Genomic DNA, 15,940 nt, shown 5'->3' with positions numbered 1-15,940 from the left:
GGCTGCCCAGAGAGCCGCTCGGCATAGTTCGGTAGACGGCATAAACCGCAAAACTGAACAGCCTCGATCCTGAGGCATATCTACGCTTCGTGCTCGCACGCATCGCCGACCATGCGATTAACCGCATCAACGAACTCACACCGTGGGTCGTTGCCGATCAGCTCCGCACCGTCTGAGAATCATAATCTCCAGTCAAGACGTTGCTGGTGCCGCGCTTACCCGGAGTCGGCGTCGACGTTGAATTCGACTGGATCTTGCTGGCGTCACCATCGCCCGAAGGCGCGCCCGTACCTGCAGCTGACGAAGGTGTGCGGGGTTTAGCCATGCAAGACGCCTTCCACTTCGTCCTGGGCGGCGGCGACAACTTGCTCCGGTTCGACCGCAAGTACATCCTGAGGGCGTCGGCCGCCCAAGAAACTGTTGGCCGAGAGGAACCAATAGGCTAGCCCCCAACTATCCTTCTTGTCGCCGAAGACATCCAAAACGAGTTTGAGAGCCTTGCGCGGTCGCCATCCGGCCTCGGGATCGAGGCCGTAACCCGGAAAGTAGTCAATGCCGTTGTGGTGAATCGCGAAGATTCGACGCTCGCGCTTCCACTTGTTGGGCTGGGTGCTGGGATTGGTTGCGCTCAAACCAGCGAGTTCTGCGATTCTGGCCGCGGTCAGCCAGTCCGCTCCTTCCAGCACGGCCTTGCGCGAACGCGCGAGCATTGCTGCTTCTTTGAGTAGGTTCGGTGTCGGAGGCGCCTTGGGTACGATGGCATTGACCAAGGCCCTGAGCGTCTGCTCGTTCTGCTCGCTTAGAGTCTCGCCAATGAACGAGACGACGGTGGATAGCGCTTGGGCTAGCAGGACAGCGTGCTGAATACCCGCATGAGCCAGAGGCACCACGATGACCTGTTCAGCCTTGTATTGCTCGAGCCGGGTCCGCACCTCCTGTGGGGTGCCTACCAGGGGAGCAAATTCGGTTGGTTCATGAAGAGCAGGCATGGCAGGCTCCCTGGTGGATTATATCGAGTATCAGTATCAATGATATCCAAAATAATCTCGCGTGTCACCGACGATGCATGCGGCTAATCGCTCAGCTTAAACGCCAGTCGAGCTGTGCAACCGCTGTCGCTGCCCCACCGGGCGAGATCGACCGCGACCCTTTCTCGTATCTCGGGCGTCGCATCGACGTTAGGTGCAGGTGCGTCATGGGCGACGGTCGGCCACCGCCGGTTACGGCCAATTTCCGTCACTCAAGTCAACCGAGCTCATGCGATTGAGACGTCCGTTTCCGGTCATGCAGTGGTCGGTGAAGCCGCAAACGCGGATCTGGCCGGCGCCGGTAACTCGCGGATTGCGGTCGGCGCGAAATTCATCTCGCACAGGTGGATTCGTGTACTGTGGGAGGCTCCACGCATAGGTGCGCCGTCATCGGTGCTTTTCTTCTTCCAGCATCCAGAATTTCATGAGCGTTCAGCAACGCAATAATGTCCAGATTTCCGGTCGCGGACCGGTAACCATGCTGTTCGCGCACGGGTTCGGCTGCGATCTGCATATGTGGAGACAGTTTGCACCGAGTTTCGCAGACCGTTTCAGGACGGTACTGTTCGATCTGGTCGGAGGTGGCAAGTCCGATCTTGCTGCCTATGACCGTGAAAAGTATGCGTCGCTCCACGGGTATGCTGACGATGTTGTAGAGATCGTTGAAGAATTTGCGGATGGCCCGGTGATCTACGTTGGGCATTCGGTCAGCGCAATGATAGGTATGCTGGCAAGTAACAAACGACCAGACCTGTTTGCTGCCAACGTAATGATCGGACCGTCCCCTTCGTTCATCAATGATGGCGAGTACGTTGGTGGGTTCACACGTGCCGACATTGATGACCTTCTCGATGCACTGGAGAACAACTATCTCGGCTGGTCCAGCACAATGGCGCCAGCAATTATGGGTACGCCGGAGCAACCCGAGCTGGCTGATGAACTCACGAACAGCTTCTGTCGCACCGACCCTGAGATCGCGCGACATTTTGCACGCGTGACGTTCCTTGCCGACCATCGCCGTGATCTCGTGCACGTGACTACACCGACCCTGATTGTCCAGTCCAGCGATGACCTGCTCGCGCCGCTCGCAGTGGGCGACTACATGCACCGTGAGATCGCGGGAAGCTTGTTGAGTGTGGTCAGGAACGTTGGACACTGTCCCCATCTGAGCGCACCTGGACCAAGCAAGCACGCTACGGAAGCGTTTCTGAAAACCCTGGGACAGTGATGGACAGCCCAAGGTCCAGTCTCGCGACGTTCAGCGACGCGTATGCACATGCCGCCTGTGGGTTACTGACCACACGCACTGACGGCACAATCGTCAGGGTAAATGCAACGTTCTGCCGGTGGTCGGGATATAGCGCCGACGAGTTACTGGACAATCGACGTGTGCAGGACCTTCTGACGGTTGGGGGCAAGGTATTCCACCAGACCCATTGGGCTCCGCTACTGGAAATCCAGCGGTCCGTCGCCGAAGTCAAACTCGACATCCGTCATCGGGACGGCCGCAAGGTGCCCATGCTGATCAACGCGGCGCGCTATCGGCACGGGGAGTTTGACTATGACGACTTTGCTTTCATCGTCGTCACCGACCGTCACAAATACGAGCAGGAACTGCTGGTTGCCCGGCATAGGGCCGAGGCCGCCCTTGAGGCACAGAAAGCAGCCGAAGAGGCACTGCGGGCAGCCGACCGCCGTAAAGATGAATTCCTCGCGACGCTTGCCCATGAAATCCGCAATCCGCTCGCGCCTCTTCGTACAGTCATTGAAGTTTTCAGACGCAAACAGTTCAGCGATCCGCAGGTAATCTGGTCACGCGGCGTACTGGAACGGCAGGTCGGCCAGATCGCCCGCCTTGTGGAAGATCTGATGGAGGTCTCGCGCATCGCCGAGGGCAAGCTAGAAATTCGCGCCCACCCGGTGGACCTGAGGGCTGTCATTCGTGACGCGAGTGAGACCTCAAAAGCCCTGATCGATGCGTCGTCGCACAAGCTGACTGTCAACGTGCCAGAAGAACCGGTCATGCTGACTGCTGACGCGACCCGGCTTTCGCAGGTCATTCAAAACCTGTTAAACAACGCCGCAAAGTACACAGCCGCAGGTGGATCGATCTGGCTGGATTTGTACGCTGAGGGCGATTATGCAGTCGTCAAGGTTAGGGACAATGGCCTCGGCATTTCCGCTGAACATCTGGCCTCGGTTTTCCAGATATTCGCCCAGCTCTCTCCAGGCCTGCCGCACGCTCAGGGTGGCCTGGGTATCGGTCTTTCGCTCGTGCAGGCGTTGGTCGAGCGTCACGGGGGAACCGTGGAAGTTCAAAGCGCCGGAACGGGATTCGGCAGCGAATTTACTGTTCGTCTGCCGTTTCACGGTCCGTTTGCTCCGGACGAGCAGCGTGAAATGCCTCCGCCTGTCGAGCCCTCCCGCAGGCAACGCATTCTTATCATTGATGACAACGAGGACGCAGTAACCAGCCTTGCAATGCTTCTTGAGATGGATGGGCATACCACCAGAGCCGCATCCGACGGCACGAGCGGCCTGTCGGCAATTGATGAGTTTCTGCCCGAAACGGTGATTCTTGATATCGGACTCCCGGGGATGAACGGCTATGAGGTAGCCAGCCGGCTTGTCAGCCGGGCGGGCCGTTCATCCCTTACGCTGATTGCACTGACCGGCTGGGCAAAGCAGCAGGACAGGGAGAGTGCCCTCTCGGCAGGATTTGATTTTTATCTCACGAAGCCTGTCGATTACGACCATCTCGTGGCCATCCTTGATCGTCGTACCTGATAGTGAAAGGTACGGGGAACGCAAATTGCGCATTCACGCTCAGACAACCGGACAATGCGTGATCAGAGGGCGTCGCATCCCTTGTGGTTTGTCAATCGGACTCGACGTGCTGTTCCCCCATCAAATCAGTAGAAGCAATTGCTTCCAGTGCCGTGCAATCTACGACTTCGATGTGAGAATACGAAAGCGAAACGAGTCCTTTACTTTCGAAATCGTTGAGTTCTCTTTTGAGCCGTTGGCGCGAAACGCCTACGAGAGATGCCAGTTCGCCGTGCGAAAGCCGCAGTGAAATCTTGACAGCCCATCGCCGCATATTTGGATGACGTTGCGACGGAGCGGATGGGACTGAATGGAAATCCAGAACATTCCAAGCGAGTTGCAGAACTCCTGCTCGACTGGAAAATCGAGATTTACCGGATACGGTAGCAACAATAGCGTTTGTGCAGCCGTCCGATGACGGGACGGTCACTGGACGTCGGCAAAGTAAGAGTTGCCAGCATTCGTTGTGAGGCAGAGCTCGGCCAGAACCGGCATTCGACCAGCGCCCAAAACAGACCTTCAAGAGCTCTTGATATGTGAACAACGTCCAGGTGCCCATCGACGCGCCTGCGTATTGACTCACGTTCGAGAAATCGGTGGAACGGTGACACTTTGAAGAACGCCCTCCCGGTTGCCGGGAGGGCATCTCGTTTTGGTTCTCCAAATTCAACTGGAATCTTGAAATGAAAGCACCCCTTGGGGTCCGTCGGGAATCGGACGACAATCTGGTTAAGTGTGCGCAGGCGTCGAGGTTCGTTGCACTTCCCATCCCTTCAGCCACAACTCAAGCTTTGCAGGCGGCAGCGGTCGGCTCAGATGATAGCCCTGCGCCAGATCGCAGCGTAGTGCCTTGAGCCGCAGCATCAGCGCTTCATCCTCGACGCCTTCAGCCACCACCTTCAGGCCCATGTTGTGCCCGAGGTCGATCGTCGAACGCACGATGGTCTCATCGTCCTTGTGGTTCGCCATTCCAATCACGAAGGACTTGTCGATCTTGAGTTCGTCCACCGGCATGCGCTTTAAATACGACAGCGACGAATATCCCGTGCCGAAGTCATCAATCGACAAGCGAATTCCCATTGCATGTAGACGATCGAGCGTTTCTATCGCGTGATTCGGGTCATCCATGATCGCGCTCTCGGTAATCTCGATCCAGATCCGCTCGGGAGAGACATCGTGCTTGTCGAGCAAAGCCTGGAAGGTTTCCGGTAACGTCGACTGAATGAGCTCGCGCGCCGACACGTTCACGGATACGGCCAGATCGATGCCGTGTGCATGCCATTCGGCACACTGCGCGATGGCCTTGTCCGCGACCCAGCGCGAAATGGCCTTGATGTAGCCCGTCTGCTCCGCGAACGGAATGAACTGGTCGGGCGCCACGAAGCCGCGCGTCGGATGATCCCACCGCACCAGTGCCTCGACATACTTCACGCGGTGCGTTGCGAGATCGACCTTCGGCTGATAGTAAAGCGTGAGCTGATCGTGTTCGACGGCCTGACGCAACTCGCTCATCAGCGAGAGACGCTCGGCGCTGTTCTGGTCGTGCTTCTCGTCATAGAGCGCGAAACCGAGGTTCGATCGCTTGGCCACGTACATCGCGATGTCCGCGCGCCGCAGCAGCACATTCATATCGGTGCCATTGTCCGGGAACGTGACGATGCCGATGCTCGCGCCCACGTCGACGAGCTGGCCTTCGATCATGATCGGCTGTTCGAGTGCGCGCAGCATGCGCGTTGCGATCAGACACGCCCCGTCGAGATTGTCAGCAGGAAGCAGCACGGCGAATTCATCGCCGCCCAGCCGCGCGACCGTATCGGTCTGCCGCTGCAACACCGAACGCAAACGCTGTGCGACCTCGCACAGCAGCATGTCGCCGATCGGGTGCCCGAGCGTGTCGTTCACGTATTTGAAGCGGTCGAGATCCATCATCATCACGGCGAGCGGCGTGTCGCCGCGCGTCGCCGATGCGATGGCTTGCTGCAGGCGATCGCTGAAAAGCGCGCGGTTCGGCAGACCCGTCAGGCGATCCATGTACGCGAGTTCGGTGATACGCTGTTCGCGCTCCTGAATCCCTTCCTGCATCTGGTTGAATGCCTGCGCGAGCTGCCCGATTTCGTCATGCTGGCGAATCTCGATCGGCTCCGCATAGTCGCCCTGGCCGATGCGTTTCGAAAACTGCGCGAGCGCCGCAATGGGCCGCGTGACCGAGCGCGCGGTCAGCACGCTGCCGATTGCGGATACGATCACGCCGAGAATCGTGATGAGCAGCAGCGCCGACTGTAACCGGCGATACGGCTCGAGCGCCTCGTTCAGCGATCGCTCGAGCAGGACCGCGACCGTGCGCCCTTCCGAATGCAGCCGCACGACACGCGTAACGAAGCCCGCATCGGCAAGCTGGCCCTGATCGCTCAGCGAGGCGCGCTGTACCTCGGGAAGCGAGCTTGCGAGCACGCCCCGATTACCGTCGCCGTCGAACGTGAGGAAGGACACATCGAGCGACGTGAGCGTGCTCATCTCGCGTGCGAGCGCGTCGTCGATGACGAAGCCCATCACGACCCACGCGATCGTGATCGGCGCCTTCACTGGCACCGCGACGAGCTGATAGGCGCGTCCGCCGATCATGCCGAACGACGATGCATCGCCCTTGCGCGCGACGGTCCTGATGAGATTCGGGAACGGAAACTCGCTGCCTTCATGGCCGCCGTCGTGGCTGTCCGCGATCAGCTTGCCGTCGAGATCGACGAGCATGACGATATCCGCGTGAATGCGGTCGCCGTGATTTTCCAGCGCGGACACGACCGTCTTGCTTTCATGCGTGGCGACCGCTTGCCGGAATCCGTAGTCCGCCGCCGCGACGCTCGCCGCCTGCGTCAGTTGTTCGCTATTGCCGCGCAGCACCTGCCCGAACACACGTTCGGCAACGGTGAGCTGCTCCTCGGCTCCGCGATGCGCGTTCTTCACGATCACCGAATTGATGACCAGATAGGCGGCAGCCTGCGCGACGAGCATCAGAACAACGAACACGAGCGCGATGCGCGCACGCAGGCTGTGAAGGAACATGGGGCCGGGTCCGGGTGAGTGCCGCGTTGAGTTCCTATTCCGCCGCTTTCAGTTGAAGCTCGAACTTCGCGGCGCTGTCTGCGTTCACGGCGATCTTCTGCGTCGGCTGTGCGTTGGGGTCCGACAGGCGAAAATGCCATGTGACGACCTTGTACGCATCGACCGGCAGGTTCCCGAGCGTCGCCGCGCCGTTGGCATCGGTCTTGGCGAAATACGGCGTATCCACGATCAGCAGGTACGCGACCATGGTGTCGTGAATATTGCAGCCCATCACGACCAGTCCCGGTTTATCGAAGATCACCGGATTCGCGGGAATGCCGTGGTAAAGGTTCAACTCGAAGCGCTTGGCCGGCGAGAACGAGTAGACGTCGTGCTCGATGTTGTCCTTGTTCGGAAAGGTCACCGACGCGCCCGTCTGCACGGCGGACACGATCGGCACGAAACGGCGCTTGATCTGGTCGATCACCGCGGGCAAGGGCTTCGCCGCGGGCGGTTTGCCGCTCACCGGCACGGCGTAGACGATCGCGTCCTGCACAAGTGCGCCGGCCTGATCGACGACCTGCACCCTGAGGCTGGCCGCATGCGCGAGCGTCGCCGTCAATGCGAAGGCTGCGAGGAAAAGACAAAGAAAACGCATGGCTGTTGGCTTCTTCTAATGGATTCTCAGGGGCGATCCTGCACGTCGCGGTACAACGGCGCGAGCTTCGCAAGGAGCTTGTTCTGCGCATGGAACGGCACGCCATTCTTGTCCATCGCGAGTTGCAGGTCCTCGACGAGCGCATTGAACGCGGCCCGGTCGATGGCGTGGCCTTCGTGCGCGCGTTTCATTGAGCGTCCGGTGTAGGTGCACGGGCCGTCGAGCGCGACGCAGAACTGCTCGACCAGCAGCGGCTTGATACGCTTGACCGGCGCATCCTCGAAATACGGCGCAGTGCGCGGGTCGGCGAGCACGTTGTCGTACATATCGTCGACGATCCTCGTCAGACCTTCCTTCTCTCCGAACTGCCTGTAGAGCGTTTCGTCGGCGTGGGCCGCGATGCTCGCGCACGACGCAAACATGAGGACCGCGATTGCGGCATTGCGGATTTTCATGATCAGAATCCTGCCTGCAACGAGGCGTAGATGCCCCGCTGATTCTTGATGGTCGCGATGTCGCCGAGCGAGACGTACGCCAGCGTGAGCGAGACATGCTTGTCCGGCGCCCAGGCGACGAACGCGTCGTACGCGTCCTGCTCGCGAGTAAATGACAGGTTGTTTGGCTTCATGCGGTATTCGGCCCCGATCGCGACGCTCTTCGATAACAGATAAGCCACCGACGATTCGAACTCCGGCTTGTACGCGTTGGATCTGTCGCCGCCGAATCCGAGAATGCCGAATTGGTTTGCCTTGGTGAAACGCAGCGTGCCGTTCAGCAGGAGACTTTGCGCAAGCAGCAACTTGGTCGCGGAAATATAGAAATCAGTGCCGGAGTTGCTGGCTGCACCGACCGCTTTCACGATGTCACCCTGTTCGTTGTGTTTGAACTGGATGCCCACGGCGAGCTGGGGAATCCAGGTATCCTGATCGAGCACTGCGTCGCCGAGCACGCGCACTTTCACGCCGAAGATGTCCTGATTGAACTTGAAATTCTCCCCAAGTCCGAGCTGCGCGCCGGCATCGCGCGTATCGAAAGTCTGGCGCGCGAGGGAGAATTCGACCCGATTTGCGACACCCACCGTCACGCCGTACGTGCCGAGCGCATAGTCCTGCGTGTGGATATAGGTCGCGTGGGCATTCGCGCCCATTTGCTGCGCGGTGCCGTAGCCACCGATCACGGCCCACGGCGTAAGGCCGCCGCCGGCCGCGCCTTCAACTTCGGATACTCCGCCAGTGAGCAGCAGTTTGCCCCCCGTGAGAGGCACGACGGGTGGTTCATCGGCGGATGCGCCGGGCGAGAAGGAAACGAGCACGGCCGAGACAATACCGGCGAGGCTCCCGGTCAGGCGATTCAAACGCATTGCAGTGAACAGTCTCAGGTAACGGTTGCTGCGGTCATGGCCCAATGGGCACCGTGGGAATGCCCGCGTGCATGAACGCGGCGAACCTCGCGCCGGGACGGTAGCGCGCCGCAGGACGCGCCCCTGCGGTTGTAAACGGCAGCTACGGAATTAACTTGACGGTCGTTCGCGCGGAACAACAACGAACGTTCGCAATTTCGGGCAGGGATTGAGCGGCGCCCGGGGCGGTTAGCGGCGGATCATTCGCGCTTACGCAGTCATGCACGAGAAAACATCGATCGTTTGCGGAGGAGCGTCCTCACCTGATCGACCTCGTCGCCCGCGAGGAGCATCGGCAGCCTCACCTACGTTGTTCCAAATAAAGATCATCAACAAACGTTTGCGCTATGCTCGAAGGCCCGATGGCATTGCTTGCGGGCCATGCGATGGACCGCCCCGACGTGCAGTTCGTCGCCATTCTCGGCTACAACTGACTGGACATCGTAACGAAGGAATGACCGCAACGCCCTGGAAGCTGCCCTCGAAGTTGAGCGTCGGCGAATGCCTGCTGTGGGTCGTGAGTGTGAAGTCGCCGACGCGGGCGGTTGCGGTCAAGCCACGATGGCGCCAAGATCAGCAATCCGGGCTGGCTGCTGACGTTGAACAAAACCCACCTCAATGTCGGCAATGGCCGAGGCGCCAGCGTTTGCCGTCAGGCTAGGCTCGGCCAATTGGCGACATTGCCTTCCACGATAACGAAGCCACTCTGGAGGCCGATCGAATGGAAAAGAGCCGTTCACAGGTCCAGAAGCAATCCGAGCAACTCTCGCTCGCAAAGCGCCGATGAATCTATCGATAACGTGTGACGATAAGTTTAATCTATTGTCCATGTTGGCGATTTCAATTATCGGTAAGAGACCGGTAAGCCCTTTGACCGAACCGTTAGCGATAAATGGTCAGCGCTTTGATCAAGCGGGAGTTGGTCACCCCTCTCGAACATGCCGCTTACTCTTTCCTGTGCGACAGAGGTTTCGAATGACGACATTCGTGGACTACCCGGCTGTTTTGTTCGTCGTTATTCTCGCGTTGCTTGTAGGTGCCGTGGCGTTCGGTACATTCGCTTTACGTCGTCTCGTTGTGCTACCGCCAGAAGACCGCGACGACTTTCATATCATTCAGACATCGACGCTGACACTGCTTGCGCTCCTGATCGGATTCAGCCTTTCGATGGCGGTGAACCGCTATGATCTTCGCAAGACCCTTGAGGAGGGTGAGGCCAACGCCATTGGCACCGAATATTCGCGAGCGGATCTCGTCCATCCGGTTCTAGGAATAAAAATCAAGGCGGCACTGATTCGGTATACGAAACTGAGACTGTCTAACTACCGGACACGGGGTCGCGACGAACTTGCACAAATCAATCGCGATTCGGCGGAGGTGCAAGCGGAGTTATGGCAACTGACGGCGCAAGTTGCGAAAGAGCAGGCGACACCCATTGGTGCGCTTGTTGTCTCCGGCATGAACGATGTCCTGAACTCCCAGGACTACGCGGAAGCCGCGCGAATCAATCACATTCCCATTGGCGCGTGGTATCTGATGATCATCATCGCGCTTGTCGGCTGTGTCGTGCAGGGTTACGGAGCGAAAGGCAACCTCCGTAAAGGGCTGCTCGTTACGATTCTCCCAGCCACGGTCGCGCTGTCACTCGCACTCATCGCTGATATTGATAGCCCGAAAGGTGGGCTCATCCGGGTTGAGCCAAAAGATCTGACAAGGCTTGCGAATTCCCTTGAAAGATAAACTGACTGAACTACCTGTCATATGAGATGGCAGGCGACCGAAGCTGCCCCTATGACCCCTATGACTATCGGATGGACATGACGGGACCGATAAAGAAAAAGCTTGCCAAGCGCTCGTTGAAGTTATATCGATGAAGCGCTATGAGTGTCCGGCGTTGGAAGCTTTTTGCGACCGATAATCGCACTTGCATGTGTGCCGTTTCCGTGTAATACCGTTTGGATCGACATCTAGGGGAAAAAATGAACCTTGGTGATTGCTTCTCGACGCTGGCGCGGCCGACTAAACGCTCGCCCTTTGCCTTGATAGCGGCCGGGATACTGAGCGTTGCAATCAACGTGCAGGCCCAAACCGCCTCACAGCAGAACACGAAACCAAACATCGTATTGATCGTAGGCGACGATGTTGGCTGGGGCGATCTCGGTGTCTATGGCGGTGGTGAAGGACGTGGCATTCCGACGCCCAATCTTGACCGGATGGCGGACGAAGGAATGACCTTCTTCGATTTCTATGGTCAACCGAGTTGCACGCCAGGTCGCGCCGCGCTTCAGACTGGACGCAATCCGAATCGCAGCGGCATGACGACCGTGGCGTTCCAGGGTCAGGGCGGCGGGCTTCCGCGTGCTGAGTGGACATTGGCATCGGTGCTGAAACTCGCCAACTACAAGACGTATTTCACGGGTAAATGGCACCTGGGCGAGGCGGATTACGCGCTACCCAACGCTCAGGGCTACGACGACATGAAATACGTCGGCCTGTATCACTTGAACGCCTATACCTACGCCGATCCAAAATGGTTTCCGGAAATGGATCAGCAAACCCGCGACATGTTCACCAAGGTGACCACGGGCATGCTTTCCGGGAAGGCGGGTGAGAAGGCTCACGAAGAGTTCAAGCTAAACGGTCAGTACCAGAACGAGCCGGACAAACGGATCGTCGGCATCCCGTTCGTCGATCGCTACATCGAGAAAGCCGCGCTCGACGATATAGACGAGGCTGCGCAAAGCGGCCAGCCGTTCTTCATCAATGTGAACTTCATGAAGGTTCACCAGCCCAACATGCCCGATCCCGACTACATCGGCAAATCGCTTGCGAAGTCTAAGTATGCGGACTCGCTCGTCGAACTCGATGCGCGGGTAGGCCACATACTCGACAAGCTGCGCGAGAAAGGCCTCGACAAGAACACGCTGGTGTTCTTCACGACCGATAATGGCGCGTGGCAGGACGTGTATCCGGACGCCGGCTATACCCCGTTCCGTGGCACGAAAGGAACCGATCGCGAGGGCGGCACGCGCGTGCCGGCCATCGCTTGGTGGCCAGGCAAGATCAAGCCCCACTCACGCAACTACGACATTTTGGGCGGCCTCGACTGCATGGCGACGTTCGCAGCGGTGGCGGGAGTCGACCTGCCGAAGAACGATCGCGAAGGTAAGCCAATCATCTTCGACAGCTACGACATGTCGCCCGTGCTTTTCGGTACAGGCAAGAGCAAGCGCACTGCATGGTTCTATTTCACCGAGAACGAATTGACGCCGGGTGCGGTACGAGTCGGTCAGTTCAAGGCGGTGTTCAACCTGCGCGGCGACGCAGGCGTGAAGACCGGTGGACTGGCGGTGGATTCGAACCTTGGCTGGAAAGGACCCGAGAGCTACGTCGCGACCGTTCCACAGGTGTTCGACCTGTACCAGGACCCGCAGGAGCGCTACGACATCTTCATGAACAACTATACCGAGCACACCTGGACGCTGCCGGCCTTGAGCGGCGCGGTGAAAGAGGAGATGAAGACATACGTAAAGTACCCGCCACGTAAGGCGCAGAGCGAAGCGTACGCTGGCCCCATTACGCTCAGTCAATACGAGCGGCTCAAGTACGTGCGCGACGAACTGGAGAAAAATGGATTCAGCATTCCGCTGCCGACGGGGAATTGATTTGCCCGGGGATCCGGATCAAGCAAGTCCCCACTGCTGCGTAAGAGGCGACGAGCTGCCTGCGTATGGCGCGAAATGAGGAGGGAAGATGCGCTTCGCAGGCGATTCTGCGGGTAGAGGACATGCGCCTGGCATTCTGGCGGCGTGGCTCGTCTGTCTGTGCGTCGCGCTGACAGGGTGCGGCAGTACAAATACGGTTGAGCAAAGTCATAACAACGCGCCACCGCCCGTATCGGTTACTCCGTCCGCTGCGGTACTTCCATCGTGGCAGGACGGCACCGCGCGCGCTGCGATACTGAAGTTCATCTCCGACGTGACGCGTGAGGGTGCATCAAGCTACGTGCCTCCGGAAGCACGCATCGCCGTGTTCGACAACGACGGCACGCTATGGAGCGAGCAACCGATGTCGTTCCAGCTACTTTTCATGATCGATCAGGTGAAGGCGGCCGCGTCGCGCCATCCGGAATGGCAGAGCAATCCTGCCTATAAGGCCTTGCTTGCACACGACGCTGCGGCGCTCGCGCAAAACAAAAAGGCTCTGCTGCAATTACTCGCGATCGCTAACAGCGGCATGACGACGGACGAGTACGATCGCGCAATAAGTACGTGGCTTTCCGCCACCCGACATCCCACGCTTCAGCGACCCTTCACCGAACTCATCTACCAGCCGCAACTCGAATTGCTGGACCTTTTGCGAGCGAATGGCTTCAAAATCTGGATCGTCTCGGGCGGCACGGCCGAATTCATGCGCGTCTGGGCGAGCCAGGCTTATGGCATCCTTCCGGAGCAGATCGTGGGCACGGAAGAGAAGCTCAGGTATCAGTTGCGTGAGGGCAAGCCCGCGTTGGTGCGTGAACCCGGTTTTGCTTTCGTCGACGACGGCCCCGGTAAGCCAGTGGGAATTTTTCGCGCGATCGGGCGGCGTCCGATCCTCGCGTTTGGCAATTCGGACGGCGACAGGGAAATGCTCGAGTACACTGCCGGCGGTCCGGGCGAAACGCTGGCGCTGCTGCTGCACCACGACGATGCCGAAAGGGAGTTCGCCTATGATCGGCAATCCGCGCTCGCGCGACTCGACAAGGCGTGGGACCAGGCGATCGCGCGCGGATGGGTCGTCGTCAGCATGAAGCAGGACTGGAAGACCGTGTATCCCGCGCCAAAATCCTAGCGGGAAGCGCCGGTAGTGTCGAAGCTGCGACTAAACCAGCAGGAGTCGAGATGGATGAGATCAGCGGCAATACATCAGTGCAGCCGATTTTCTTTCACGGGACGCGACCGCTCGCGCCCGAACCGGCCGCGCCAGCGCAGAAGGGACGATTCCATACGATGGCCAAGGCCATTGGCTCGACATGCAACATCGACTGTACCTACTGCTATTACCTGCACAAGGAACACCTGCTCGATCAGCGTCGCGGCCGGCGGATGGAAGTGTCGATGCTGGAGCGCTACATCCGCCAGTACATCGAGGCGCAAAACGGTGACGAAATCATCTTCTCCTGGCAGGGTGGTGAGCCGACGATGCTCGGCGTCGATTTCTTCCGCGATATCGTCGAAATTCAGAAGAAGTATGTCCCGGCCGGGCGGCGCATTTCAAACGATCTTCAGACGAACGCGACCCTGATGGACGACGAATGGTGCAGGTTCCTGAGGGAACATGATTTTCTGGTTGGGGTCAGTATCGACGGGCCGCGTGAAATGCACGACGCGTTTCGACGGGATCGCAAGGGCCAGCCCACCTTCGACAAGGTAATGGAGGGCATCGGCTATCTGAGGAAGCATGGCGTGGAGTTCAACACGCTCACGGTCGTCAACCGCATCAACGCCAAAAGGCCTCTCGACGTCTACCGCTTCCTGCGTAATGAATTGGATTCCCGATACATCCAGTTCATCCCGTGCGTGGAGCCGAAGGACTTTCGCATCGTTGCGCCGCAGCAGTGGCCGCCCGACGCGATGCCGATGCTGGGAAGCGGCGCCGCCAGACCGGGCAACGCGGACTCGGTCGTGACGGACTGGTCGGTCGATCCCGACGACTGGGGCTACTTCCTGTCGCGAACCTTCGACGAATGGCATAGAAAAGACGTGGGTCGCGTGCTGGTGAACCTGTTCGAGACGGCTGTCGTGCAGACGATGGGGCGGCCCGCGCAGACGTGTGTGACCGCCGAGTTCTGTGGCAAGGCGCTTGCCATTGAACATGACGGCGAAGTCTATGCCTGCGATCACTATGTGTACCCGGCCTTTTCGCTTGGCAATATCCGGACGACGCATCTGGGCGAGATGGCGTTCTCGCCACAGCAGCAACGCTTCGGCTACGCGAAGCGGGACACGCTTCCTGAATATTGCCGTCAATGCCGGCATCTGAGGGTGTGCTGGGGAGAGTGTCCCAAGAATCGCTTCATCCGCAGTCCGGACGGTCAGGCCGGACTGAATTATCTCTGCAGTGGCATCAGACGGTTTCACGATCACGCGGGGCCTGCGCTCAGGCAACTTGCGAAGCAATGCGCGTGAGCGTTCTTAACGCCCGTGTAGCGTGATGACATTTGGGGTGGCTGCATACCCGTTATGTCGCTTCTTCCAATGCCCGATGTTCTTCATCAAGAGACGGCCGGCCCACCGAGTGTCGAACGGCCGCAGAGGGTCGACGACGGTCCGTGGCCGCCGGCAATAGCTGGCCAATAGCAATAGATCGGGACCGCTACAGATCGTAAGCAATCAATGCAGTCACGACGTGCGACTAACTGAGAGAATCACCAAGCCAAACCTACCCGATCGAGCATGGACGAGGGCTGGCCGCACATATTCGTCGGTCTCATCGAAGAGCGCTACTGAGCGACAAAACGAGATCTCGCGATCCGCGAACGGATCGTGCCATGTGAGCGCATTCGGACAGCCTTTGTGGCCGGCTCTCAGCACTGAAACGCGGTACACCTGCTCAGTTTGTGACGTGAAGTCGACGATTACGCTTTGAACGCCGAAGCTGAACACGCATAGAGACGCAGCGTTGGCATAGGTCACGATAGTCAACCCGAATGCTAAACCCGCTACTAGCTTGGTATAGGAATCGGGCCTCCATCCATGGCGAAGCAACTTCGTCCAATGTTTCACGACAGCCAATACGCCGACTATCAAGCTAAGCGCGGCTGTCCCTAGCGCCAACATCAATGGATATGCCTTCGATATCAACAGGTCGTTTGCGTAAGCTGCGGACTCGAAAAACCATGTCGTTGCGGCGCTAGCAAGGGCCAGCGTCCATACGAGCACGGCAACGGCAACAACCTTCTTCGACAACACGATCTCCAAATTCTCAGCGCATATATTAGCGAGCAGG

Annotated in this window: 13 protein-coding genes and 1 pseudogene; 7 read left to right on the top strand and 7 right to left on the bottom strand. The window is 58.8% G+C overall.

Going from position 1 to position 15,940, the window contains the following annotated elements; translation table 11 throughout:
- Positions 1-44: 44 nt before the first annotated feature.
- A pseudogene (locus BTHE68_RS35545) lies at positions 45-176 on the top strand (transposase domain-containing protein); the annotation flags it as partial.
- Positions 177-317: 141 nt separating this feature from the next.
- On the opposite strand, the gene BTHE68_RS35540 reads toward BTHE68_RS35545, so the two are convergent.
- On the bottom strand, positions 318-989 hold the full coding sequence (locus tag BTHE68_RS35540) for a hypothetical protein (RefSeq protein ID WP_162071013.1): 672 nt from the start codon (positions 987-989) through the stop codon (positions 318-320).
- Positions 990-1,452: 463 nt separating this feature from the next.
- On the opposite strand from BTHE68_RS35540, the gene BTHE68_RS35535 reads away from it, so the two are divergent.
- Together BTHE68_RS35535 and BTHE68_RS35530 are read left to right on the top strand one after the other, a co-directional pair.
- Entirely contained in the window at positions 1,453-2,256 is an 804-nt protein-coding gene (locus tag BTHE68_RS35535; protein WP_162071012.1) for an alpha/beta fold hydrolase, read from the top strand.
- Positions 2,256-3,815: a hybrid sensor histidine kinase/response regulator gene (locus tag BTHE68_RS35530; protein WP_162071011.1), complete on the top strand. Its 1,560-nt coding sequence runs from the start codon at positions 2,256-2,258 to the stop codon at positions 3,813-3,815. Before BTHE68_RS35535 ends, BTHE68_RS35530 begins: the two co-directional genes overlap by 1 nt.
- 91 nt (positions 3,816-3,906) lie before the next feature.
- On the opposite strand, the gene BTHE68_RS35525 is transcribed toward BTHE68_RS35530, so the two are convergent.
- The 5 genes from BTHE68_RS35525 to BTHE68_RS35505 form a co-directional block, all read right to left on the bottom strand.
- Positions 3,907-4,128: a helix-turn-helix domain-containing protein gene (locus tag BTHE68_RS35525; protein WP_162071171.1), complete on the bottom strand. Its 222-nt coding sequence runs from the start codon at positions 4,126-4,128 to the stop codon at positions 3,907-3,909.
- Between the two features lie 455 nt (positions 4,129-4,583).
- Positions 4,584-6,914 (bottom strand): bifunctional diguanylate cyclase/phosphodiesterase, encoded by a 2,331-nt coding sequence (locus BTHE68_RS35520; RefSeq protein ID WP_162071010.1) that lies wholly within the window; start codon positions 6,912-6,914, stop codon positions 4,584-4,586.
- Positions 6,915-6,948: 34 nt separating this feature from the next.
- A complete protein-coding gene (locus BTHE68_RS35515; protein ID WP_162071009.1) occupies positions 6,949-7,551 on the bottom strand; it encodes a methylamine utilization protein in 603 nt (200 codons plus the stop codon).
- 26 nt (positions 7,552-7,577) lie between these two features.
- Positions 7,578-8,006 (bottom strand): group I truncated hemoglobin, encoded by a 429-nt coding sequence (locus BTHE68_RS35510; RefSeq protein WP_162071008.1) that lies wholly within the window; start codon positions 8,004-8,006, stop codon positions 7,578-7,580.
- 2 nt (positions 8,007-8,008) lie between these two features.
- Positions 8,009-8,911, bottom strand: coding sequence for a DUF3034 family protein (locus tag BTHE68_RS35505; RefSeq protein WP_162071007.1), 903 nt, complete (start codon positions 8,909-8,911; stop codon positions 8,009-8,011).
- Between the two features lie 1,014 nt (positions 8,912-9,925).
- Between BTHE68_RS35505 and BTHE68_RS35500 the strand changes: the two genes are divergently transcribed.
- From BTHE68_RS35500 to BTHE68_RS35485, 4 genes are all read left to right on the top strand, one after another.
- A complete protein-coding gene (locus BTHE68_RS35500) occupies positions 9,926-10,690 on the top strand; it encodes a bestrophin-like domain (protein ID WP_162071006.1) in 765 nt (254 codons plus the stop codon).
- A 239-nt stretch (positions 10,691-10,929) separates the two neighbouring features.
- On the top strand, positions 10,930-12,615 hold the full coding sequence (locus BTHE68_RS35495; protein ID WP_162071005.1) for an arylsulfatase: 1,686 nt from the start codon (positions 10,930-10,932) through the stop codon (positions 12,613-12,615).
- Positions 12,616-12,703: 88 nt separating this feature from the next.
- Positions 12,704-13,783, top strand: coding sequence for an HAD family hydrolase (locus BTHE68_RS35490; protein WP_162071004.1), 1,080 nt, complete (start codon positions 12,704-12,706; stop codon positions 13,781-13,783).
- Positions 13,784-13,833: 50 nt separating this feature from the next.
- On the top strand, positions 13,834-15,120 hold the full coding sequence (locus BTHE68_RS35485; RefSeq protein WP_232078408.1) for an anaerobic sulfatase maturase: 1,287 nt from the start codon (positions 13,834-13,836) through the stop codon (positions 15,118-15,120).
- A 213-nt stretch (positions 15,121-15,333) separates the two neighbouring features.
- Here the strand turns inward: BTHE68_RS35485 and BTHE68_RS35480 are convergent, their stop codons facing one another.
- The gene (locus BTHE68_RS35480) at positions 15,334-15,900 is read right to left on the bottom strand and encodes a hypothetical protein (protein WP_162071003.1); all 567 of its coding nucleotides are present in this window, start codon (positions 15,898-15,900) and stop codon (positions 15,334-15,336) included.
- Positions 15,901-15,940: the final 40 nt, after the last annotated feature.

Origin of the sequence: Burkholderia sp. THE68, assembly GCF_009938265.1 — a bacterium.
Classification (GTDB): Bacteria; Pseudomonadota; Gammaproteobacteria; order Burkholderiales; family Burkholderiaceae; genus Caballeronia.
This window is presented reverse-complemented; position numbering and strand designations above follow the sequence as displayed.

Bases quoted from the DNA above. Each gene is read 5' to 3' on its own strand.
- BTHE68_RS35485 (WP_232078408.1), top strand. From the start codon at position 13,834: ATGGATGAGATCAGCGGCAATACATCAGTGCAGCCGATTTTCTTTCAC.
- BTHE68_RS35490 (WP_162071004.1), top strand. From the start codon at position 12,704: ATGCGCTTCGCAGGCGATTCTGCGGGTAGAGGACATGCGCCTGGCATT.
- BTHE68_RS35530 (WP_162071011.1), top strand. From the start codon at position 2,256: ATGGACAGCCCAAGGTCCAGTCTCGCGACGTTCAGCGACGCGTATGCA.
- BTHE68_RS35505 (WP_162071007.1), bottom strand. From the start codon at position 8,911: ATGCGTTTGAATCGCCTGACCGGGAGCCTCGCCGGTATTGTCTCGGCC.
- BTHE68_RS35535 (WP_162071012.1), top strand. From the start codon at position 1,453: ATGAGCGTTCAGCAACGCAATAATGTCCAGATTTCCGGTCGCGGACCG.
- BTHE68_RS35495 (WP_162071005.1), top strand. From the start codon at position 10,930: ATGAACCTTGGTGATTGCTTCTCGACGCTGGCGCGGCCGACTAAACGC.
- BTHE68_RS35525 (WP_162071171.1), bottom strand. From the start codon at position 4,128: ATGCGGCGATGGGCTGTCAAGATTTCACTGCGGCTTTCGCACGGCGAA.
- BTHE68_RS35500 (WP_162071006.1), top strand. From the start codon at position 9,926: ATGACGACATTCGTGGACTACCCGGCTGTTTTGTTCGTCGTTATTCTC.
- BTHE68_RS35520 (WP_162071010.1), bottom strand. From the start codon at position 6,914: ATGTTCCTTCACAGCCTGCGTGCGCGCATCGCGCTCGTGTTCGTTGTT.
- BTHE68_RS35540 (WP_162071013.1), bottom strand. From the start codon at position 989: ATGCCTGCTCTTCATGAACCAACCGAATTTGCTCCCCTGGTAGGCACC.
- BTHE68_RS35515 (WP_162071009.1), bottom strand. From the start codon at position 7,551: ATGCGTTTTCTTTGTCTTTTCCTCGCAGCCTTCGCATTGACGGCGACG.
- BTHE68_RS35510 (WP_162071008.1), bottom strand. From the start codon at position 8,006: ATGAAAATCCGCAATGCCGCAATCGCGGTCCTCATGTTTGCGTCGTGC.